General features: G+C 67.2%; 22 protein-coding genes and 1 tRNA gene. 14 read left to right on the top strand and 9 right to left on the bottom strand.

What is annotated here, in order from left to right:
• Nucleotides 1-25 precede the first annotated feature (25 nt).
• Nucleotides 26-973: an ArsA-related P-loop ATPase gene (locus R2733_11420; protein MEZ5377107.1), complete on the top strand. Its 948-nt coding sequence runs from the start codon at nt 26-28 to the stop codon at nt 971-973.
• Nucleotides 970-2,043: an ArsA-related P-loop ATPase gene (locus R2733_11415; GenBank protein ID MEZ5377106.1), complete on the top strand. Its 1,074-nt coding sequence runs from the start codon at nt 970-972 to the stop codon at nt 2,041-2,043. The genes R2733_11420 and R2733_11415 overlap by 4 nt, the downstream gene beginning before the upstream one ends.
• On the opposite strand, the gene R2733_11410 is transcribed toward R2733_11415, so the two are convergent.
• Nucleotides 2,025-2,372 carry an STAS domain-containing protein gene (locus R2733_11410; protein MEZ5377105.1) on the bottom strand — a complete coding sequence of 116 codons (348 nt, stop codon included), beginning with the start codon at nt 2,370-2,372 and terminating at the stop codon, nt 2,025-2,027. The genes R2733_11415 and R2733_11410 overlap by 19 nt on opposite strands.
• Before the next feature lie 356 nt (nt 2,373-2,728).
• Here R2733_11410 and R2733_11405 point away from each other — a divergent pair, with 356 nt between their 5' ends.
• The 4 genes from R2733_11405 to R2733_11390 all read left to right on the top strand — a co-directional run bounded on the left by R2733_11405 (nt 2,729) and on the right by R2733_11390 (nt 4,517).
• A complete protein-coding gene (locus tag R2733_11405) occupies nt 2,729-3,130 on the top strand; it encodes a response regulator (protein MEZ5377104.1) in 402 nt (133 codons plus the stop codon).
• 64 nt (nt 3,131-3,194) lie between these two features.
• A tRNA-Pro gene (locus tag R2733_11400) sits at nt 3,195-3,268 on the top strand.
• A 108-nt stretch (nt 3,269-3,376) separates the two neighbouring features.
• Nucleotides 3,377-4,279 (top strand): oxygenase MpaB family protein, encoded by a 903-nt coding sequence (locus R2733_11395; protein ID MEZ5377103.1) that lies wholly within the window; start codon nt 3,377-3,379, stop codon nt 4,277-4,279.
• Nucleotides 4,266-4,517 (top strand): MazG nucleotide pyrophosphohydrolase domain-containing protein, encoded by a 252-nt coding sequence (locus R2733_11390; protein ID MEZ5377102.1) that lies wholly within the window; start codon nt 4,266-4,268, stop codon nt 4,515-4,517. Before R2733_11395 ends, R2733_11390 begins: the two co-directional genes overlap by 14 nt.
• A 19-nt stretch (nt 4,518-4,536) precedes the next feature.
• Here the strand turns inward: R2733_11390 and R2733_11385 are convergent, their stop codons facing one another.
• The 3 genes from R2733_11385 to R2733_11375 form a co-directional block, all read right to left on the bottom strand.
• Nucleotides 4,537-5,634, bottom strand: coding sequence for a 2-oxoglutarate and iron-dependent oxygenase domain-containing protein (locus R2733_11385; protein MEZ5377101.1), 1,098 nt, complete (start codon nt 5,632-5,634; stop codon nt 4,537-4,539).
• A 15-nt stretch (nt 5,635-5,649) separates the two neighbouring features.
• Entirely contained in the window at nt 5,650-6,669 is a 1,020-nt protein-coding gene (locus R2733_11380; GenBank protein ID MEZ5377100.1) for an aspartate-semialdehyde dehydrogenase, read from the bottom strand.
• A gap of 137 nt (nt 6,670-6,806) precedes the next feature.
• A complete protein-coding gene (locus tag R2733_11375) occupies nt 6,807-8,027 on the bottom strand; it encodes an aspartate kinase (GenBank protein MEZ5377099.1) in 1,221 nt (406 codons plus the stop codon).
• Between the two features lie 178 nt (nt 8,028-8,205).
• Between R2733_11375 and R2733_11370 the strand changes: the two genes are divergently transcribed.
• The 4 genes from R2733_11370 to R2733_11355 all read left to right on the top strand — a co-directional run bounded on the left by R2733_11370 (nt 8,206) and on the right by R2733_11355 (nt 12,635).
• The gene (locus R2733_11370; GenBank protein ID MEZ5377098.1) at nt 8,206-9,042 is read left to right on the top strand and encodes a peptidylprolyl isomerase; all 837 of its coding nucleotides are present in this window, start codon (nt 8,206-8,208) and stop codon (nt 9,040-9,042) included.
• A 10-nt stretch (nt 9,043-9,052) separates the two neighbouring features.
• The gene (aat, locus tag R2733_11365; protein MEZ5377097.1) at nt 9,053-9,751 is read left to right on the top strand and encodes a leucyl/phenylalanyl-tRNA--protein transferase; all 699 of its coding nucleotides are present in this window, start codon (nt 9,053-9,055) and stop codon (nt 9,749-9,751) included.
• A gap of 19 nt (nt 9,752-9,770) precedes the next feature.
• Nucleotides 9,771-11,744 carry a protein meaA gene (locus tag R2733_11360; protein MEZ5377096.1) on the top strand — a complete coding sequence of 658 codons (1,974 nt, stop codon included), beginning with the start codon at nt 9,771-9,773 and terminating at the stop codon, nt 11,742-11,744.
• A 126-nt stretch (nt 11,745-11,870) separates the two neighbouring features.
• On the top strand, nt 11,871-12,635 hold the full coding sequence (locus R2733_11355) for a diguanylate cyclase (protein MEZ5377095.1): 765 nt from the start codon (nt 11,871-11,873) through the stop codon (nt 12,633-12,635).
• 14 nt (nt 12,636-12,649) lie between these two features.
• Here R2733_11355 and R2733_11350 read toward each other — a convergent pair whose 3' ends face one another.
• From R2733_11350 to R2733_11340, 3 genes are read right to left on the bottom strand one after another with little or no spacing between them, the layout of a single operon-like run.
• Nucleotides 12,650-13,819, bottom strand: a complete 1,170-nt coding sequence (locus tag R2733_11350; protein ID MEZ5377094.1) for a CoA transferase — start codon at nt 13,817-13,819, stop codon at nt 12,650-12,652.
• Complete coding sequence (locus R2733_11345; GenBank protein ID MEZ5377093.1) at nt 13,780-14,019, bottom strand: hypothetical protein; 240 nt, start codon at nt 14,017-14,019, stop codon at nt 13,780-13,782. The genes R2733_11350 and R2733_11345 overlap by 40 nt, the downstream gene beginning before the upstream one ends.
• Nucleotides 14,016-15,566, bottom strand: a complete 1,551-nt coding sequence (locus R2733_11340) for an acyl-CoA carboxylase subunit beta (GenBank protein ID MEZ5377092.1) — start codon at nt 15,564-15,566, stop codon at nt 14,016-14,018. The genes R2733_11345 and R2733_11340 overlap by 4 nt, the downstream gene beginning before the upstream one ends.
• Before the next feature lie 142 nt (nt 15,567-15,708).
• Here R2733_11340 and R2733_11335 point away from each other — a divergent pair, with 142 nt between their 5' ends.
• A complete protein-coding gene (locus R2733_11335; protein MEZ5377091.1) occupies nt 15,709-16,341 on the top strand; it encodes a TIGR00730 family Rossman fold protein in 633 nt (210 codons plus the stop codon).
• Here R2733_11335 and R2733_11330 read toward each other — a convergent pair.
• Both R2733_11330 and R2733_11325 read right to left on the bottom strand, forming a co-directional pair.
• A complete protein-coding gene (locus R2733_11330; protein ID MEZ5377090.1) occupies nt 16,332-17,165 on the bottom strand; it encodes a hypothetical protein in 834 nt (277 codons plus the stop codon). The genes R2733_11335 and R2733_11330 overlap by 10 nt on opposite strands.
• Nucleotides 17,166-17,172: 7 nt before the next feature.
• On the bottom strand, nt 17,173-17,604 hold the full coding sequence (locus R2733_11325) for a potassium channel family protein (GenBank protein ID MEZ5377089.1): 432 nt from the start codon (nt 17,602-17,604) through the stop codon (nt 17,173-17,175).
• Between the two features lie 132 nt (nt 17,605-17,736).
• On the opposite strand from R2733_11325, the gene R2733_11320 reads away from it, so the two are divergent.
• Genes R2733_11320 through R2733_11310 form a run of 3 tightly spaced genes read left to right on the top strand, consistent with a single transcriptional unit; the run spans nt 17,737 to nt 20,752 of the window.
• Entirely contained in the window at nt 17,737-18,633 is an 897-nt protein-coding gene (locus tag R2733_11320; protein MEZ5377088.1) for an aminotransferase class I/II-fold pyridoxal phosphate-dependent enzyme, read from the top strand.
• Nucleotides 18,630-20,114, top strand: coding sequence for a cobyric acid synthase (locus R2733_11315; GenBank protein MEZ5377087.1), 1,485 nt, complete (start codon nt 18,630-18,632; stop codon nt 20,112-20,114). Before R2733_11320 ends, R2733_11315 begins: the two co-directional genes overlap by 4 nt.
• Entirely contained in the window at nt 20,108-20,752 is a 645-nt protein-coding gene (locus R2733_11310) for an adenosylcobinamide amidohydrolase (protein ID MEZ5377086.1), read from the top strand. The genes R2733_11315 and R2733_11310 overlap by 7 nt, the downstream gene beginning before the upstream one ends.
• The last annotated feature ends 6 nt before the right edge of the window (nt 20,753-20,758 follow it).

Below are 20,758 nucleotides of genomic sequence, written 5' to 3'. Positions count from 1 at the left end.
CGGCCGGGCGCTAGCCTCGGCGTCAGTGTCCGCATTGGAGTTCTTGACTGCATCTCGCGTCCTGATCGTGGCGGGAAAGGGCGGGGTCGGCAAGACAACGCTAGGGGCAACCCTCGGTCTTGCCGCTGCCAGGCTCGGTCTGAGCGTCGCGCTCATCGAACTCGAAGGACACAGCACGCTCGGCCGAGCGTTGGGCGCCGGTCCGCTCGACTACCGGCCCATCACCATCGACCTCGAACCGGGCTGGACCGGCCGACTCGAAGCTCGACGGATCACCCCCGACGAAGCACTCGCCGAGTATCTCGGCGATTCCGGGCTCCGACGGGTCGCCACACGACTGATCAAGACCGGGGCGATCGACGTGGTCGCCACCGCCGCACCCGGCATCCGAGACTTGCTGGCACTGGGCAAGATTCGACAGCTCGAGGAACGGGGCGGCACCGACCTGATCGTGGTCGATGCTCCCGGATCGGGGCACGCCATCACCTTTCTCCGATCTGCTGCCGGCATCGCCGACTCGTCCCCATCCGGCCCGTTGCGCGACCAGGCCGACCTGGTCCTCGCGCTGCTGGCAGATGAACGACGATGTCAGACCATGCTGATCACCCTCCCCGAGGAGACGCCGATCAACGAGGTGGTCGAGACCGCGTTCAGTCTCGAAGACCAGGTCGGCGTGAAGCTCGCCCCGGTCGTGATCAACGGCTGCTGGCCGAGCATCGACGGACTCGAGGCCAGCGTCACAGCGAAGCGCCCGACCTGGCGGTCGACCTCTCCCGAAGCGTGGGACGCGGCCGTCTTCCGACTGCAGCAGATCGAGCAGCAGACCACCGAGTGTCGGCGTCTCGCCGCCGAGCTCCCACTCCCGCAGCTCCGACTGCCCCACCAGTTCACCACTCGGATCGAGCGACCACATCTGCTCGATCTCGTCGACCACCTGATGGACCAGCTCGACACGATCGGTTCTGCCGCATGAGTGTGGCGCTCGATCGCCTCACCACCCCCACGATCGTCTGCCTGGGGCCGGGCGGCGTCGGGAAGACCTCGATGTCGGCCGCCATCGGCGTTGCCCTCGCTCACACCGGCAAGCGGGTCGTCGTGCTCACCATCGATCCCGCACGTCGCCTGGCCGACGCCATGGGCCTCGACGAGCAGCTCGGCAACGAACCCCAACAGATCAAGGGCCCCTGGTCGGGTGAGTTGTGGGCGTCGATGCTCGACCCTGCGGCCACGTTCGAACAGGTGATCACCGAACAGGCCCCGACCCCCGCCCAAGCCAAGCGGATCCTCACCAACCGACTGTTCGCCAACCTCGCCACCTCGCTCTCGGGAACCGGCGAATACATGGCGACCGAGCGGCTCCACGCGCTCGGCAACGACGACCGTTTCGACGTCGTCGTCGTCGACACCCCACCTTCACGTCACGCCTTCGACTTCCTCGACGCACCCGGGCGACTCACGAGGTTCATCGACCACCCGCTCTACCGTCACGTGCTCGCACCTCGACGAGGTCTGCTGCGCGCCGTGTCCAAGGCCAACCAGCTGGCGGTGCGCACCGTGTCGCGCATCGTCGGCGCCGACCTGCTCGGCGAGGTCGTCGACTTCTTCTCGCTGTTCGACGGCATGGACGACGGGTTCCGGGACCGTGCTCGCCTCGTCGACCAGCATCTATCCGGCGTCGACACCGCCTACGTGCTCGTCGCCTCGGCCCGGTTCCAGGCGGTCGAGGAAGCCGAGTGGATCGCCAACAATCTCACCAAACGGGACCGCTCGATCTCGCTCCTCCTCGTCAACCGAGTGATCCCCCGGCACTTCGCCACCGCCTCGGTTCTCGCCGACGAGACGGTCCCTCCGCCCGTCCGCCAGAACCTGGCCGACCTTCGCCGGCAGATCGATGACGAGACGCGCCTGTCAGACCAACTCGGCGACGCCACGGGGGGCGCGCCGCGATGCACGATTCCGCAGCAGCCGAAAGCTGTCAGCGACCTTGGCGGATTGCTGGCGTTGGCCAGCCACCTCGCCGAGGATCAGTCGTCGTCGGCCTGATCGAGGGCTTCGAGCGCCTCTTCGAGCGAGTCGGCCACCGGCACGATGCGATCGAACCCCGTGGTGTGGAGCAGGCGGGTGATGGTGGTGCGGTCACAGGCCACCGCCACCGAGCCGTTCGCTTCGCGGGTCTTGCGAATGCCACCGATCAAGGCACCGAGGCCGGCCGAATCCATGAACGGCACCGATGACAGATCGATCAGGAGACGCTGCTCGCCGGCGAGCTTGCCGAGCGCTTCACGAAACGCGCCGACGCTGTAGGCGTCGAGCTCTCCCGAGGGGCGGCAGAGGGTGTAGTCGTCGTTCTCTTCGATATGGATCTCGAGCACGGGTACGTCCTCTTTCCTTCAGTGGCCGCAACCGACACGTTGTCTCCGGTCGAGCTGCGAGGTCTTGCTGGTACAACCGACGAAGCGGTAGCACACCGATGTTCGACGACCAGACCCATCGGGCCGCGGCCGCCTCGGCACGGATGCTACCGCCCAAACGCATGGGGCCGTCATCTGGTTCCCGTCGTTCCTCGGCCCCTGTCGTTCCTCGGCCCCAGGGGGCCTCGGCACATACCGAGTTCTTCGCTGGCGCTCAGAACTCGCGCCGCTCCACACTGCAGAGCCGCTGGTGCCGTCGGTCCACGAGCAATGCGGCGCTGGCGGGGGTCCCTCGTTTGGAGTGGTAGCCTGCCTGCGTGGTTGCGATCCTTCTTGCTACTGATTCTGATGCGCTGTTCGAAGAGGTCGATGCGGCGCTGGCCAGCGACGACGTCAGCGTGATGCGCGTCACCGCCGGCGCCGACGTGCTGCGGGTGGTCGAGGTCAAGTCACCGGATCTCGTCCTCCTCGACATGCAGATCGGCAATCAGGGTGGCATCGCCACCTGCATCGCCCTCCGCCAGGAAGAGGGCTTCGACCGCCTCGCCCATCGACCGGTCGCCCTCCTGCTCGATCGAGCCGCCGATGTCTACGTGGCCGGCCAGTCCGGCGCCGAAGGCTGGCTCGTGAAGCCGATCGACCCCCTTCGCCTCAGCCGGATGGTCAGCGCACTCCTCGCCGGGCAGACGCACTACGAAGGCGTCGTCGCCAGCGCCTGAGATCTCTGACAAAACCACCGTCGGCTCCGCCCGACGATTCAGATAGCATCGGAGTTCGTCACCACGGGTTGTGGCGCAGCTTGGCAGCGCGCCTCGTTCGGGACGAGGAGGTCGGGAGTTCAAATCTCCCCAACCCGACGCCATGCTCGATGCCCGGTCGCCACCTCGGCGGCCGGGCATCGGCGCGCCTGGGGTCTCCAGCGACCGATTGCTCACGCCGTCAACCCATTGAGTACGTTCGCGGAGATGACGACCGCGTCGAGTCCCATCGAACAGGCCATCGGGGTCCTGCGTACCGAAGGCGGCGCCATGATCCGTCGGGCCATCGCCGGCGACGAAACGCTCGACCCGACCGAACTGGCGAACGACGACGATCTCGGCTGGTTCGGGCCGGACAGCGCCGTTTGGGAGGTCCATTCGAGTTCGGCGATGCTCATCGGCGGTCTGCGTGCCCTCCTCTTGCAGACGCTACATCCCCTCGCCATGGCCGGCGTGGCCGAGCACTCCGACTACAAACGTGACCCGTGGGGGCGGCTCCACCGCACCGGCCGGTTCGTCGGCGCCACCACGTACGGCACGTCCACCGCAGCCGAGTCTGCAGTCGAGACCGTGCGGAAGGTGCACGAGCGGGTCACCGGCTTCGCCCCCGACGGGCGTCCGTATGCCGCCAACGATCCGCATCTCCTGCTCTGGGTACATGTCACCGAAGTCGATTCGTTCCTCGCCGCCTACCGGCGGTACGGGAATGAGCGGCTCCCTCGCGATCGGCGCGACGCCTACGTGGCCGAGATGGCGATCGTCGCCGAACGACTGGGGTCGGAGCCCCCACCGCGCAGCGAGGCCGAACTCGCGGAGTGTCTCCGACGCTTCCGGGCCGAATGCCGAGGCTCTCGACAGAGTCGGGACGCCACCCGCTTCCTGTTGAACCCTCCGGTCAATCTCGTCGCCCGACCGGCTTACGGCATCATCACCGCCGCGGCGATCGGACTGCTTCCTGGGTGGTCCCGGCGGCAGCTCCTGCTTCCGACCGTGCCACTCGTCGACCCGCTCGCCGTGCAGCCGGCGGCGAAGGTACTGATGGCTACGATCGGCTGGCTGATGGGCGACGACGACCAGCGACGCCTACCCTCCGAACGTGCAGCTCCATGAGTTCCAAGCATTGATGGACCGCCTCTACGGCGACGCCGATCGTGAACGGGGTCTTCCCTCGACCGTGGCGTGGCTGTGCGAAGAGGTCGGTGAACTGGCCCAGGCCGTGCGCAAGGGCACGGTCGAACAGCAACTCCACGAACTCGGTGACGTGCTGGCGTGGCTTTCCTCGCTCGCCAACCAGCTCGGGCTCAGCCTCGAAGACGCAGCGGAGCGCTACGTCACCGATCCCCCATGACCGTGCGTCGACTCGACCGTCAGGCGGGTGCGTGGTCGGGGTGGTGGGCGGCCACGTTGTCCGGATAACTGCGGCAGTAGTAGTTCCACAGCTGCTGGCCGTACACACCCGCGCCCTGGCCACTCCCGATGCCGTCGACACCAGCCTCGATCTCGTTCTTGCGGGCCATGAACCCGGCACCAGCATGGTGTGGACTCGCCGCCACGGCAGCGGCGAACGACGGATCGAGCGGCAACGGATCGAGCCGTGTGGTCAGGTCGGGACCGTGGAACCAGGCCGAGGAAAACCGTTCGGCGCCGGTGATCACTCGATGGGTGGTCGCCACGAAGTAGTTGCCGGTCATCTCCTGCAGCATCTCCCCGATGTTGACCACGAACGCACCGGGGGTCGGCGCCACATCGATCCACTCGTCGGCAGGGTTGAGTACCTGTAGACCGCTGACCTCGTGCTGCAGCAGCAGCGTGAGAAACCCGGCATCGTGGTGGGGGTTGACGCCCGCGCCATCGCTCGGCGTCGGCGGGTAATGGATCAACTTCACCAGCGAGTGTGGGTACGAACCGAACATCTCACGAAGATGGGAGACCGCCAGTCCGAGCCCGACCGAGAAGAGCTCGAGCAGTTCATCGGCCAGCTGCTGCATGGCAGCGAAGAACTCCGACATGTGCGCCCGGAAGCCGGGAAGGAGCCCCTCGTCGATCCACTGGTTGGGGCCGTCGAGTCGAAGATAGGGCGGCTCGAGATCGAGACCGCGGACCGGATGTTCGGTCGAAAGGTCGAGCTGTTCCCGCAGGTCGGGACGACCACCGGTCAGCTCGCTGCCCACCGGTTCGAACCCACGGAAATGCGGGGAGTTCCGTTTGTCGATCGACAGCCGATCGGCCTCGGGCAGGGCGAAGAACCGTGCCCGTTGTCGAGCGTGCTCGTCGAGGAAGTCCGGCTCGATGCCATGCCCGACGAGCTGGAAGAAACCGACCTCATGACAGATCCGACACACCTGTTCCGCGAACGCTCGCCGCTCCCCGTCGTCGGCGGCCGAGCGCCAGTGCGCCAAGTCGATCTCGGGGATGGTGGTGAAGGGGTCGGTCGTCGCAGCGGCCGAGGGAGAAACAGACGTCACGGCCGACAGGTTGGATCAGGCTTCGTTGGCGATCAACTCGGCGATCTCCACCGTGTTGAGGGCGGCGCCCTTCCGGAGGTTGTCGCCCGTGACGAACAGGGCGAGGCCGTTCGGCACGGTTTCGTCGCGACGAACACGACCGACGATCGAAGGATCGCTACCGGCAGCCTTCAGCGGCGTCGGCACGTTGTCGACCACGACGCCGGGCGCCTCGGCGAGCAGCTCGAGTGCCCGCTCGACCGAGAGCGGGTTGGCGAACCGAGCGTTGATCGACAGCGAGTGCCCGGTGAACACCGGGACCCGCACACAGGTGCCCGAGACCGTGAGCCCGGGAATGTGCAGGATCTTGCGTGACTCGTCGCGAAGCTTCTGCTCCTCGTTGGTCTCGAACGAGCCGTCGTCGACCATCGAGCCCGCGAACGGCACCACGTTGTAGGCGATCGGCTCGACGAAGGCAGAGGGGGCGCCGACATCGACCGACTCACCGTCGTGCGTCAGCTGGCGGGCGTCGCCGGCCTTGGCGATCTGGCCCGCAAGTTCTTCGACGCCGGCCAGACCGGCCCCCGAAGTTGCCTGGTAGGTGGCGACGACCAGCGATTCGAGCTGGGCCTCGTCGTGCAGCGGTCGCAGCACCGGCATGGCGGCCATGGTGGTGCAGTTGGGATTGGCGACGATGCCCTTCGGGCGGTTCAGCGTGTCGGCGTCGTTCACGCCGACCACGACCAGCGGTACCTCGGGGTCCATGCGCCACGCCGAGGAATTGTCGACCACGACGGCACCCGCTGCTGCGACCTTGGGAGCAAGGGCGAGCGATGTGCCGCCGCCAGCGGAGAACAGCACGACGTCGAGCCCTGCGTAGTCGGCGACGGCGGCGTCTTCGATCGTGACCGGCGAGCCCTTCCAGTCGATGGTCCGCCCGGCGGAACGAGCCGAGGCGAAGAGCCGAAGCTCGTCGACGGGGAAGTTCCGCTCCTCGAGAATGGAGAGCATGACGCTCCCGACCTGACCGGTGGCTCCGACGATTCCTACGCGCATGCTTTCAGGCTAGAGCGATCACCGGAATCCGGCGCCCCAATTTCCGCCACCCCAGGGGCAACTCTGGAGCGTTGATGCCGCTGAGCGGTACGAAAACGCCAACGTTGCTGATCGGAGGGGTGGCGGAAGCGGAATGATCAGGCGGCGTCGAGGCCGAACGCGGCGTGGAGCAGCACGACGGCGTCCTCGGCCCGGTCGGCGCTGATCACACAGCTGACACGGATGGCCGAGGTCGAGATCATCTCGATGTTGATGCCGTTGTCGGCCAACACCTCGAACATCGTGGCGGCGACGCCGGGGTTCGACTTCATGCCGGCGCCGATCACCGACACCCGTCCGATCGACTGGTCGGTGGTGACGGTCTCGGCCCCGATGTCGGCGATCACCCCACCCTCGAGCAGGGCGACGACCCGGGCGTGGTCCTCGGTGGGAACCGTGAAGGAGATGTCGGTGCGGCCCTGGTCGGACACGTTCTGGACGATCATGTCGACGTTCACGTTGGCGTCGGCCATCGCTCGGAACAGTCGGGCCGAGATGCCGGGCTGATCGGGGACGTCGGTGACCGTGACCTTCGATTCGGAGAGATCGTGGGTGACGGCTCTGATGATGGGCTGTTCCATGCCGGGTTCCTCTTCGATGACGAGGGTGCCCGGCTCCCAGGTGAAGGCCGAGCGGATGTGGAGTGGGACCTGATAGTTATGGGCGACTTCGACGGACCGCATGGCCGGCTTGGGGCATCCGGTGGCCGTCATCTCGAGCAGTTCGTCGAAGGTGATGGTGGCCATCTTCTGGGCTCGGGTGACCACACGAGGGTCGGCGCTGAAGACACCCGACACATCGGTGTAGAGCTCGCAGAGGTCGGCCTCGAGGACATGCGCCAACGCGACGGCCGTGGTGTCGGAACCGCCGCGTCCGAGGAAGGTGACATCTTTCTCGGTCGACACTCCCTGCGATCCGGCGACCACCGGCACGACGCCGGCGTCGAGCGCTTCGCGCACCCGATCGGGGTGGATCTCGAGGATCTTGGCATTGCGATGGTTGGTGTCGGTGATGAATCCGGCCTGGCTCCCGGTGAACGAGTGGGCCTCATAGCCTTCCTCGGCGATGGCCATGCACATCAACGCGCACGCCTTTCGCTCACCGGCGGTGATGAGCATGTCCATCTCTCGGCCGGTGGGGTTCTTCGAGACCTGCGAGGCGAGGTGGAGCAGTTCGTCGGTTTCCTTGCCCATGGCGGAGATGACCAGCACCACCTGGTCGCCGCGGCGGCGGCAACGAGCAACATGGTCGGCGACGATCCGCATGCGGTCGGGATCGGCGACCGACGTTCCACCGAATTTCTGAACGACGAGTGCCACGGCGAAGAACGCTAACGGTGCCGACCGTGGTTGAAACCCGATTTAGGCCGCCCGACGCGTCGTTCGGGTCACACATGGTGCCGGCGGACCATCACCGACGGCGCAGTGCAGGGCGGCCCGGAGGCATCGCCCGGGGGGTGGCGTCGGCTGGCGGTATGCCAACGATATTCTCCCTGCCGTGGGTACCGAGAAGCGTGAACGTCAGAAGGCCAACCGTCAGAAGAAGATGGAGGAGCTGCACCGCACCGAGAAGAAGGACGACCTGCGCGGTCGTGTGATCCTCTTCGCCACGATCGCACTGCTGCTGCTCGGTGGTTTGTTCGCCTGGTCGCAGCTCAGCGGCGACGACGACAACGCCAACGACACCGCCGCCGGCGAGGCGGTTGCCGACAGCGGCGACGACGCGACCACCGAAACCACCACCGATGCCGCCGACAGCGTTGATCCGATGGACCCGATCCCAGCCGACTGTCCGCCGGCCGATGGTGCCCCCCAGGCGCTGCAGTTCCAGTCGGCGCCCGAGATGTGCATCGACGTCGCCAAGACCTACACCGCCGAGGTCAGCACCTCGATGGGCGACTTCACGATTGCGCTCGACCCCGAGCGAGCACCGCTCACGGTCAATAACTTCGTGTTCCTCGCCCGCTACCACTACTACGACGGGGCCACCTTCCACCGTGTCATTCCGGGCTTCGTGATCCAGGGCGGCGACCCCGTCGGCGATCCCCCCGGGATCGGCGGACCGGGCTACTCCTTCGCCGACGAGCTGCCGGCCGAGGGCGAGTACGAGCTCGGCTCCCTGGCCATGGCGAACTCCGGGGCCGACACCAACGGCAGCCAGTTCTTCGTCATCACCGGCGATCAGGGCATCGCACTGCCGCCGCAGTACTCCCTGTTCGGGAAGGTGACCGACGGGCTCGACGTCGCCCTCGCCATCCAAGACGTCGAGACGGACGCCGGCGACGCACCGGTCGAGCCGGTCGTCATCAACTCGGTCACGATCACCGAGAGCTGACCCCGGCGTCGTGAGCGACCCCGGTGCTCCGACCTGGACCTTCCCCCCGATCGCCGACCTGCCCGACGACGACCTCGTTGCCTTCGGCGCCGATCTCTCAACGGGCACGCTCGTGGCGGCCTACCGGGCCGGCTACTTCCCCATGCCGCTCACCCTCCCCCTTTCGGAAGCCTTGCGAGCGCGCAAACGCACCGAGATCGGCTGGTTCCATCCGGTCGAGCGGGGCGTCCTGGTGCCGGCTCGCCTCCACGTCAGCCGCTCCCTCCGCCGGTCGCTGCGGCGGTTCACCGCCACTGTCGATCGGTGCTTCAGCGACGTCGTCGCGGCGTGTGGCGACCCCGCTCGACCGCATGGCTGGATCGACCGCGACATCACCTCGGCCTACACCGAACTCCACCGTCGCGGTGTCGCCCACAGCATCGAGATCTGGGACCACGAGGGACTCGCCGGCGGGCTGTACGGGGTCGCCATCGGCGGTCTGTTCGCCGGTGAGTCGATGTTTCACCATCGAACCGACGCCTCCAAGGCGGCCATGGTGGCGCTGGTCGACCTGATCGGGCCCGAACCCGAGCGCCTCATCGATGTCCAGTGGCTCACCGACCATCTGGCGTCGATGGGCTGTGAGCGCGTCGAGCGCGCCGACTACGTCGAACGGCTCGATCGGGCCTTGGAACTCGACCTACCGGAAGTTTTTCGCTCCCGACCCTGATTCGGGCGACAATGCGGCCATGACTTCTCTCCGTCGCGAGCAGCCCGACCGACCGTGGATGATGCGGACCTACTCCGGACACTCCACGGCGCGTGCCTCCAACGAGCTCTACCGGACCAACCTCGCCAAGGGACAGACCGGCCTGTCGATCGCTTTCGACCTGCCCACGCAGACCGGCTACGACCCCGATCATGTGCTCGCCCGAGGCGAGGTGGGCAAGGTCGGCGTGCCGGTCGTCCACCGAGGTCACATGAGCACCCTGCTCGACCAGATCCCGGTCGGCGAGATGAACACGTCGATGACGATCAACGCGCCGGCGGCATGGATGCTTGGCCTCTACATCGACAATGCCAACGCCCAGGGCGTCGCCTCGACCCAGCTTCGAGGCACCACCCAGAACGACATCGTCAAGGAATACCTGAGCCGCGGCACCTACATCTTCCCGCCCGAGCCCAGCCGGCGGCTCATCGTCGACATGTTCGCGTTCTGCAACCAGCACGTACCGCGGTGGAACCCGATGAACGTCTGCAGCTACCACCTGCAGGAAGCGGGGGCGACACCGGTCCAGGAGATCGCCTACTCGCTGGCCACGGCGATCGGCGTGCTCGACGCCGTGAGGGAGTCAGGCCAGATCGCCGACGACGCGTTCAGTGCGACCGTCGCCTCGGTCTCGTTCTTCGTCAACTCCGGCATCCGGTTCATCGAGGAGACCTGCAAGATGCGGGCCTTCACCCAAATGTGGGATCGCATCACGCTCGAGCGCTACGGCATCACCGACCCGAAGGCTCGTCGCTTCCGCTACGGCGTGCAGGTCAACTCGCTCGGCCTCACCGAAGCCCAGCCCGAGAACAACGTGCAACGAATCGTGCTCGAGATGCTCGGCGTCAGCCTGTCCCGCGACGCACGCGCCCGGTCCATCCAGCTCCCGGCGTGGAACGAAGCGCTCGGCCTGCCGCGGCCGTGGGACCAGCAGTGGGCACTGCGGATGCAACAGGTTCTGGCCTTCGAGTCCGACCTGCTCGAGTACGACGACATCTTCGCCGGTAGCCATGTGATCGAGGGCCTCACCACCGAGCTGATCGACGCCGCCACCGCCGAACTCGACGAGATCCTCGAACTCGGCGGTGCCTTCGAAGCGATCGACGAGCTGAAGGGGCGCCTCGTGCGTTCCCACGCCGAGCGCATCCGTCGTATCGAGCGGGGCGAGCAGACCATCGTCGGGGTCAACGACTTCATCGAGACTGCGCCCTCGCCGTTGGGCGGCTCCGACAGCATCCTCACCGTCGACCCGTCGGTGCAGGCCGAGGCGATCGCCGACGTGCAGCAATGGCGAGCCAACCGCGACAACGCAGCCGTCGGCGCTGCCCTCGCCGACCTGGCTGCGGCGGCAAAGGGCACCGACAACATCATGGAGGCCACGATCGCCCTCGCGGCCGCCGGCGGCACCACGGGCGAATGGGCCGACTGTCTGCGCGAGGTCTTCGGTGAATACCGAGCCCCGACCGGCGTGGCCGCGGCCGGTGGCGCAGGAGGTGGTTCCGAGCGGCTGCGAGCAACGGCCGACAAGTACCGCGACACCGAAGGCGGACCGATCCGGTTCCTCGTCGCCAAGCCCGGACTCGACGGTCATTCCAATGGAGCGGAACAAATCGCGGTTGCCGCACGTGACGCCGGCATGGAAGTCATCTACCAGGGCATTCGCCTCACCCCCGAACAGATCACGGCTGCTGCTCGAGACGAAGACGTCGACGCCATCGGCCTCTCCATCCTGTCCGGGAGCCACCTCGAGCTCGTCCCAACGACGCTCCAGTTGCTTCGCGACGCCGGAGTCGAGGCGCCGGTGATCCTCGGCGGGATCATTCCCGAGTCCGACCGTGCTGGCCTGATCGAACAAGGGGTCGCCGCCGTCTACACACCAAAGGACTTCGACATCGGCACGATCATCGCCGAGGTGGCCGATCTCGCCATCGCCGGTCGTTCCGCCCGCCCCTGAGCCTCCACCGGGTTCCACGAGGTGCTCAGAACACCTGCCATGACCGCGCGACGCCACCGCGCGTGAGACAATCCTTTCGCAGGACGAGTCCTTGAGTTGTCGGCGCTGTAGCCGATGGAGTCTGTGATGAACGCACGCGAATCGCTTCCCGGATTGATCACTGGCGTCCTCGGCTTGGCCGCGGGCCTCATTGCCACGATCCTCGACGTTCCGATCTTCGGCACCGTCGCCGGGTTGCTCGCCCTCGCTGCCGGTGTCGCCGGCATCCGATTGGCCCAGCGTCTCGACGAACAAGCCGCGGTGCAACGCCTCGTCGAAGACGAACTTCGGACGGTCCGGGCCAGCGCCGTCGCCACCGAGGAACGCCTCATCGCCGAACTCAACAACGACGAGCCGATCGACAACGAGCAGGACGACATCGACGCCCTCACCGATTCCTCGACCGGGCTGTTCAGCGAGAGCTTCTTCACCGTGGCCCTCGACTCACGGGTGGCCGCTGCCCGCCGCCACCTGCGACCGGTCGCCATCATCTTGCTCGAGGTCGTCGAGGGTGTCGCCACCAACCAGCAGACCGACGCCGACGCCGAACTCGTCGCCGAAGCGATCCGAGTCACACTCCGCGAGGCCGACACCGCCTGCCGCCTCCGCAACGGCTACTTTGCGCTGTTGCTGGAAGACACCCCGGAGAACGGTGCCATCTGGACCGTCGAACGGATTCGGCGTCAGCTCCTCGGCGCCCAGCAGGGCCTCACCCTCTGGGCCGGTGTCGCCTGCTATCCGGCCCACGCCTTCTCGCCCAACGAGATCATGTCGGCGGCCGAGACCGCGCTCGACGCCGCTCGCGAGTGGCGCCAGGACCGCATCGAAGTCGCCACCGCCGCCGCCGACTGACGACCCATCGCGGGTCAGTCGTTGGTGACCTCGAGCTCGGCGAAGACCTCGTCGGTGTCGTGGCCCAGTGAACGACCGCCGTGGCGTACCTCGCCGGGCGTGGCCGACAACCGGGCGATCACTCCAGGCATCGGGTAGCCCTCGTAGCGGGCGAACGATCCCCGCGCCTCCATGTGCGGGTCGGCGACCAGCTGCGCGATGTCGTAGACCTGTGCGGCGGCAGCATCGGCCTGGGCGAAGGCGCCGAGCACCTCGTCGAGCGTGCGCTCCGCGACCCAGTCCGCCATCCGGTCCTCGACCAGATCGCGATGGACCATACGATCGTCGACACTCGCAACCCGTGGATCGCCACCCAGGCCGATGAGCTCCATCACCCGAGCCGCCACCGTGTCGGCTGACGTCGACACCGCCACCCACTCGTCGTCGCTCGTGCGGTACGTCCCCCGAGGAATCGAATACGGCAGCCCTGAGCCGAGGCGAGGCTGGAGCTGGCCGGTCTGCATGAACAGCGAGGGCAGCGGGCCCATCATCTGGATCATCGAGTCGATCAGACTGGCGTCGACCACCTGACCGGTGCCGGAGTGGACCGCCACCATCGTGGCGAAAGCGGCAGCCAACGCGGTGACCTCGTCGGTCAACGCGATCGGCGGCAGCGTTGGCGCACCGTCGGGGTCGCCGTTCAACGACGCCAGGCCCGACATGGCCTCGGCCAGCGTGGCGAAGCCCGGTCGATCCCGGTAGGGACCGGTCTGGCCGAAGGCCGTCACCCGCACGATCACGAGATCGGGACGCCGCTCGTGCAAGACGTCGGGCCCGAGACCCAACGCCTCGAGCTTTCCCGGTCGCATGTTCTCGACGATCACCCGGCTGGTCTCGACCAACTGGAGGAAGCGATCACGCCCCGCAGGAGTGGTCAGATCCAGCTCGATGAACCGCTTGTTCCGATTGGCTCCCTTGAAGAAGAAGGTCTCCCCATCGGCAGGATCACGCCAACCGAGGTTGCGCGCCGTGTCACCGACGCCCGGACGCTCGATCTTGATCACATCGGCGCCGTAGTCGGCGAGGTAACGAGCACAGCCCGGACCGGCGAGCACCGTCGCCAGATCGAGGACGCGCAGATCGGCGAGTGGGCCGGCCAACGGGATCAGGGACGACGGCGGCTGGTGATGGTGGGCTGGCTCCACCACCGTCCGCTGAACCGCCAACGCGGCGGCCCGGGATCAGGCGACTGGGTGTGCGCCGCCGGGCGAGGCCACGCCATCTCGATGGCGGCAACAATGGCCGCGGCTTCCTCATCGGTGGGATCGGGCGAGATCAGCTTCACCTTTCCACCCCCACTGCTGCTCGCTGCGCTCACCGTCCCACCGCTGCTCGCTGCGCTCACAGTGGCACGTTCCCGTGCTTGCGCTGCGGCAACTCCTCGCGTTTCGATTGCAGCATGTTGAGACCGGCGATGAGCTTGATGCGGGTCTCGGCCGGATCGATCACGTCGTCGATGTAGCCCCGCTCGGCCGCCACCCACGGGTTGGCGAAACGTTGCTTGTACTCGTCGATCAGCTCGGCTCGACGTCCGGCCGGATCGGCGGCCGCCTGGATCTCACGGCGATAGACGATGTCGGTGGCACCCTCGGGACCCATCACGGCGAGTTCGGCGGTCGGCCAGGCGAACGCCAGGTCGGAACCGATGCTCTTGGAGTCCATCACCACGTAGGCGCCGCCGTAGGCCTTGCGGGTGATGACCTGGATCCGGGGAACGGTCGCCTCGCAGTAGGCGTAAAGCAGCTTCGCCCCGTGACGGATGATGCCGCCGTACTCCTGGTCGACACCGGGGAGGAACCCCGGCACGTCGACGAAGGTGACGATCGGGATGTTGAACGCATCACACGTGCGGACGAAGCGGGCGGCCTTCGACGAGGACTCGATGTCGAGCACACCGGCGAGCATCATCGGCTGATTGGCCACGATGCCGACCGGCTGACCGTCGAGTCGGGCGAAACCGCAGGTGATGGCCTTGGCCCAGTTGGCGTGGTACTCCATGTACTCGCCGTCGTCGACGACCGAGGTGATCACCTTGGTCATGTCGTAGGGCATGTTGGGGCTGTCGGGCATCAGCCCGCCGAGTTCGGGACACAGACGATCCGGATCGTCGGTCGGCTCGGCCCGCGGCGGGCTCTCGAGGTTGTTCGCCGGCAGGAACGACAGCAGGTAGCGAACGTCGTCGAGCACCTGCTTTTCGTCGTTGGCCACGAAATTGGCGACACCCGACTTCGACGAATGCGACCCGGCGCCGCCGAGCTCTTCGAGCGTGACTTCCTCGCCGGTCACGGTCTTCACGACGTCGGGACCGGTGATGAACATGTGCGAGGTCTCGCGCACCATGAAGATGAAGTCGGTCATGGCCGGGCTGTAGACCGCACCACCGGCGCAGGGGCCGAGGATGACGCTGATCTGGGGAATCACGCCCGAGGCCTTCACGTTCCGGAAGAAGATGCCGCCGTAGCCGTCGAGGCTGACGACACCCTCGGGGATGCGGGCGCCGGCGCCGTCGTTGAGCCCGATGAACGGCGCTCCGACCGAGAGGGCGAGGTCCATCGCCTTCTGGATCTTCTCGGCGAACACTTCGCCGAGCGAGCCGCCCATGATGGTGAAGTCCTGACTGAACACGAAGACCTTGCGACCATCAACGGTGCCCCAACCGGTGATGACACCGTCGGTGTAGGGGCGGGAGGTCGCCTCCGGCGAACGGGTGCGGGCCAGCATGTCGAGCTCGTTGAACGAGCCGGGATCGAGGAAGTAGTCGATCCGCTCCCTGGCCAGCATCTTGCCCTGGTCATGCTGACGCTGGATCGACCGTTCGGAGCCGGCGTTGAGCGCCTCTTCCTTGCGTGCCTTCAGGTCGGCGAGCTTTTGTTCCAACAGGTGGTCAGTCACGGGCGCTGAGGTTAGCCGCCACTTCCCTCAGGAAGAAGCCCACGGACAGATGACCACGAGGACCGATCTCCCCGCTCGGTGGCCTGGCTCTTGAAGGCGAAATCCTGCAGGGGGTGCGCGGCGCCTCTCGTAGAGTAGCGAGATGGCCGAACCGACCAGCCCGTCCGCCGATACCGAGACCGGGCCCGGCCCCTTCCGAACACTCTGCGTGTACTGCGCCTCGTCCCCCGGATCGAACGAGCAGATCACGGCAGCCACCGTGGCTCTCGGGTCGCTCATGGCCGCCGAGGGCGTCGAGCTCGTCTACGGCGGTGGAGCGGTCGGCCTCATGGGTCTACTCGCCGACACCGTGCTCGACGGTGGCGGAGTCGTCACGGGCGTCATGCCGACCGACCTGTTTCCGCGGGAGGTGGGCCACCCCAACCTCACCTCGATGATCGAGGTGTCGTCCATGCACGAACGCAAGCTGACGATGTTCGAGCGCGCCGATGGCTTCATTGCGCTGCCGGGCGGCCTCGGCACGCTCGAGGAATTGGCCGAGGTCGCCACCTGGGCGCAGATCGGTATCCACGCCAAGCCGATCGGCATCCTGAACGTCGACGGCTACTACGACGCGCTGCTGGCGTGGCTGCAGCGGTCCGTCGACGATCGGCTGCTCAAGCCGGCCAATCGGGAGCTGCTGATCGATCGGCCCGACCCGGTCTCGCTGCTCGAGGCAATGCGAACGGCCACGCCACAAACCGAGACCAAGTGGCTCGACCTCGATCAGACCTGAGCGTCGACCGCGGGGAGACCCATCGGGTTCGGGAAGGGCAACACACCCGATGCGACCACCGAGCGAGCGACCCCGTCGAGACGTTCCACGAGCGACAAGGGCGCAGCAACGGCAAGTTCGTCGGTCAGCGACTCGATCGAAGAACGCAGTTCTGCTCCCGCTGCGGTGAGCGCGCCCGGCGACGACAGCAGCCCCCGGTCGACCAGGCGCACTCGCCCTGCGTCACGCTCATCGGCGGTCCATCCTCGGTTGGCGAAGAACGTCTCGGGGTCGATGCCGGTGCCGGCCGCGAGCAGGTGATGGGCCTCGACGCCATCGACGGCATGGACTGCCAGCGCGGCCACGTGCCCGTCGCCCCGCTGTTCGCGCAGCGTGGTGCACTGCTGCCACAGCTCCTGGACCGGGTCGTCGAACACTCCGACCGACCGGTTGGCGGCGTACATCGGGCGGCCGAGGACCGAGGCCTGCATCGAAAGTGAACGCAACTCGTCGTTCAGCTCGACCGCGACACGCTCGACATCGGGGGCGACGCGGCGCAGCGCCCGCGCCGCGCTCTCGGCCCGAGTGGCGAGAAGGTCCTCGGGCGACACCAGCGCCCAGGCGTCGGGAAGCGACCGCCGCACCATCGCGGGGGCGAAGTTCGCGAAGGCGGCCTCGACGGCGCCTGGCGCCACGGATCCGAGCGGAGCGGCGCGGAAGCCGAAGTAGCCCATCCAGAAGCCCTTCAATCCGGCGTCTTTCGCCGCGGCGATCGATTCTGGAGCGAAGTAGGTGACGGCGTGGAGCGTCTCGAACCGCTGCCAGAACGCACGGGCGACGGACACGCTCACCTCATCCCTGCGGACCACTGGTCGGATACGAGGTGCCCTCGACTGCATCCACCGTGTCGAGCCGGTCGACGATGAGCTTGAGCGCCTCCTTGATCTGCTCCTGCTCCTCGTGGGTGAAGACATCACGATCGACGATCAGTTTTGAGGTGAACGACGCCGTGATCATCGGGATCACCACCGTCACCATGCTGATGATGAGCACCGTGGCGACCCCACGCCCGAACGTCGTCTCGGGGTAGGCATCGCCGTAGCCGACGGTCGACGCGGTCACGACCGCCCACCACAGCGACGTGATCGGGCCCTGCCGCTCGGCGATCGCATACCCGGCGCCACCGAGACACACCATCGTCGCCGCCGCGATGCTCAGATACATCGGCCGATTCGCAATGATGACGGCGCGTTCGGACACGGTTGCTACCAGTTCTCGTCGCATGGTTCCCTCCTGCTGTGACGTGAAGCCCCCCGAGCGTAGAACACCGACCCTCACCAGGTCATGGGAAACGCCCGGTCACGGCATCGGTGCCCTGGCGAGGACATGGCGACACCGGCGCTTACGCTTCGCCCGGTGCCCGAGACGCCCGTCATTCCCATCGCCGGTCGTCACGGCGGGGACGGGCCGGCGATCGCGGCGGCACTGGGTTGCTCGCCGGCCGACGTGCTCGACCTGTCACAGACGCTGAATCCCTTCGCTCCGGACGTGGCGGCCATCGCGGCGTCCAAGCTCGGAGCGCTGAGCCACTACCCCGATCCGCGTCGGGCGACCGAGCAACTGGCCGAGGCCATCGGCATCGAGTCCGAACGCCTCCTGCTGACGAACGGAGGAGCTGAGGCGATCTCGCTCGTTGCCCGGGTCGTCGGAGGCCGTGTGCGCTCGGAACCGGAGTTCGCCCTTCATCCGCGCTCGGCGACCGGCCCGCTCTGGCGGAGCGACCCGCACAGCCCGAGCGGATCGTTGGCGGCTCCCGACGAAGCGGCCGACGTGTGGGACGAAGCGTTCTTTGCCATGGCGACGGGTCGGTGGACCGGCACCCGCCCGGGCACCGTGGTGGGTTCACTCACCAAGCTGTTCGCTTGCCCGGGCCTGAGGCTCGGCTACGTGATCGACGACGACGTGAACCGTTTTGCTGCCGTGCAGCCGCACTGGTCGGTCAGCTCGATCGCGCTCGCGGTGCTCCCGCACTTGTTGGCGCAGGCCAAGCTGGACGATTGGGCGGGCGCCATCGCCACGGCGCGCGCTGCGCTCGCCGACCTGTTCACCGAGCGCGGCTTCGGCGTGGCCGTCGCGGACGCTCCCTGGGTGCTGGTCGAGGCCCCCGGTCTACGGGAGCGGCTTGTTCCCGAGCGCATCGTCGTTCGGGATTGCACCAACTTCGGCCTGCCAGGGATCGTTCGGGTCGCCGTCACCGACGACGCAGGGCGCCGACGATTGGCCGACGCTCTCGATCGGATGCTGGGACAATGAGCGACCGGGGAGGATTGATGGTCGTCGGCGCGACCAGCGGGGCCGGCAAGTCCACGCTGACCGCGGCGCTGTGCCGTTCGCTCGCCCGAACGGGACGACGGGTCGCTCCGTTCAAAGCCCAGAACATGTCGAACCACGCTGCGGTCACGGCCGACGGTGGCGAGGTCGGGCGGGCTCAGGCCATGCAGGCGCTGGCAGCGGGCGTGCCGATCGAACGACGAATGAACCCGATTCTCCTCAAGCCGGCGTCGGAGCTTCGCAGCCATCTCGTCGTGATGGGCGAGGAGATCTCGGTCACCGATGCCGCCGACTACGGCAAGATCACTGCCGGCTTGCGGGACACGGTGCTCGAGGCGCTCGGATCACTTCGTGACGATCACGAGTGGGTCGTTGCCGAGGGAGCGGGCGGGGCGGCGGAGATCAACCTCCTCGACCGCGACCTCGTGAACCTGCCGCTGGCCCGTGCCGCCGAACTACCCGCCGTGCTCGTCGTCGACATCGAACGAGGCGGGGCCTTTGCCTCGGCGCACGGCACGGTCGACCTCCTACCACCCGAGCTGCGCTCCACGATCCGCGGCATCGTGTTCAACCAGTTCCGCGGCGATCCCAGCCTGCTGTCGCCGGGTATCGCGGCACTCGAGGAACGCACGGGTGTTCCCTACCTCGGAACGCTCCCCCACCTCGGTCGACTGCGCATGCTCGGCGTCGAGGACTCGCTCGACATCCGACCCGACCTCGACGCCGAACACCCGTCGGAACGCCCGTTGCGAGTCGTTGCCATCCGCCTGCCGCACCTCGCCAATCCGTCCGATGTCGATCCACTCGTCGTCGAACCCGACGTGGCTTTTCGCTGGACGACACACGCCGACGAAGTGGCGACCGCTGATCTGATCATCCTGCCCGGCAGTCGAGCAACCGTCGCCGACCTCGCCTGGCTTCGCCAGACCGGCTTCGATCGAGCAATCGCGACCACGCCGGCGACGGTCGTCGGCATCTGTGCCGGCTTCCAGATGATGGGTCGCATGATCCACGACGACGTCGAGTCGGGTTCGGGAACGGTCGCCGGACTCGGGATGCTCGATGTCGAGACGACGTTCGAGCACCCCAAGCTGGTGCGGCAGCGTGTGGCCACTGCCGGCGATCATGAGGTGTGCGGCTACGACATCCGGTTCGGTCGACCGTCGGCCGGCAAGGTGCCCTGGTTCGACGGCGCAACCGTCGAACCCGAGGGCGCAGTGTCGCCCGACGGTCGTCGCATGGGGACGAGTCTGCACGGGCTGTTCGACGCCAACGACTTCCGCCGTGCGTTCCTCGGCACGGTCGCCGAGCGACACGGGCGCTCGTTCTCACCGCATCCGCAGGCGTGGGCCGACCAGCTCGACCACTACCACGACACGCTCGCCGACTGGGCCGAACAACACCTCGACCTTGATCGACTCATCGCCATCGGACGCGACGCCGGACCGGGTACAGGATGGTGAGCCCGCACCGTCACCCGATCGGCGATCAGACCGGTGTGATGGTGTGGCAGTGGCCGACGCCTCGCCCGGTCCTGTCATCGGCGCCGGTCGGCGGCGGGCACAGGTTCGCGTCGTGGTTGCTCAACATCGGCGTCCCCATCGACTACGCCCGGACTGATCTGGCGGTCCATGCCCAGGAGATCGCTGACGAACTGGCCCTCTCGGGCGAAGGCGTCACCCTGCTGACCGCCGCCGACGTCCGCATGGCGCAACGTTCTGAGCGCGAGGGCGTCACGGTCGACGCCACCGTCGGGATCTCGAAGCCGACCTGGGCGGCGGACCCGGACGGTGGCTACACCCCATGGTCACCGGGGACGATCAACCTCGTCATCGAGGTGCCCGTGGCGCTGAGCGAATCGGCTGCGGTCAATGTGGTGATCACTGCGACCGAGGCCAAGACGCAGGCGCTATTCGAGGCCGGCGTACCCGGCACGGGCACGGCGAGCGACGCCATCGTGGTGATCTGGAGTGAATCCGGTCCGACCGAGGACTTCGCCGGCCCCCGCTCGGTCTGGGGGTCGCACGTGGCTCTCGCCGTGCACGATGCCGTGACCAAGGGCGTCATCGCCGCTGCCTCGCCCTTGGAGCGACTGCAGTGAACCGAT

The organism is Acidimicrobiales bacterium (genome assembly GCA_041394265.1).
Taxonomy (GTDB): Bacteria; Actinomycetota; Acidimicrobiia; order Acidimicrobiales; family SZUA-35; genus JBBQUN01.
This window is presented reverse-complemented; position numbering and strand designations above follow the sequence as displayed.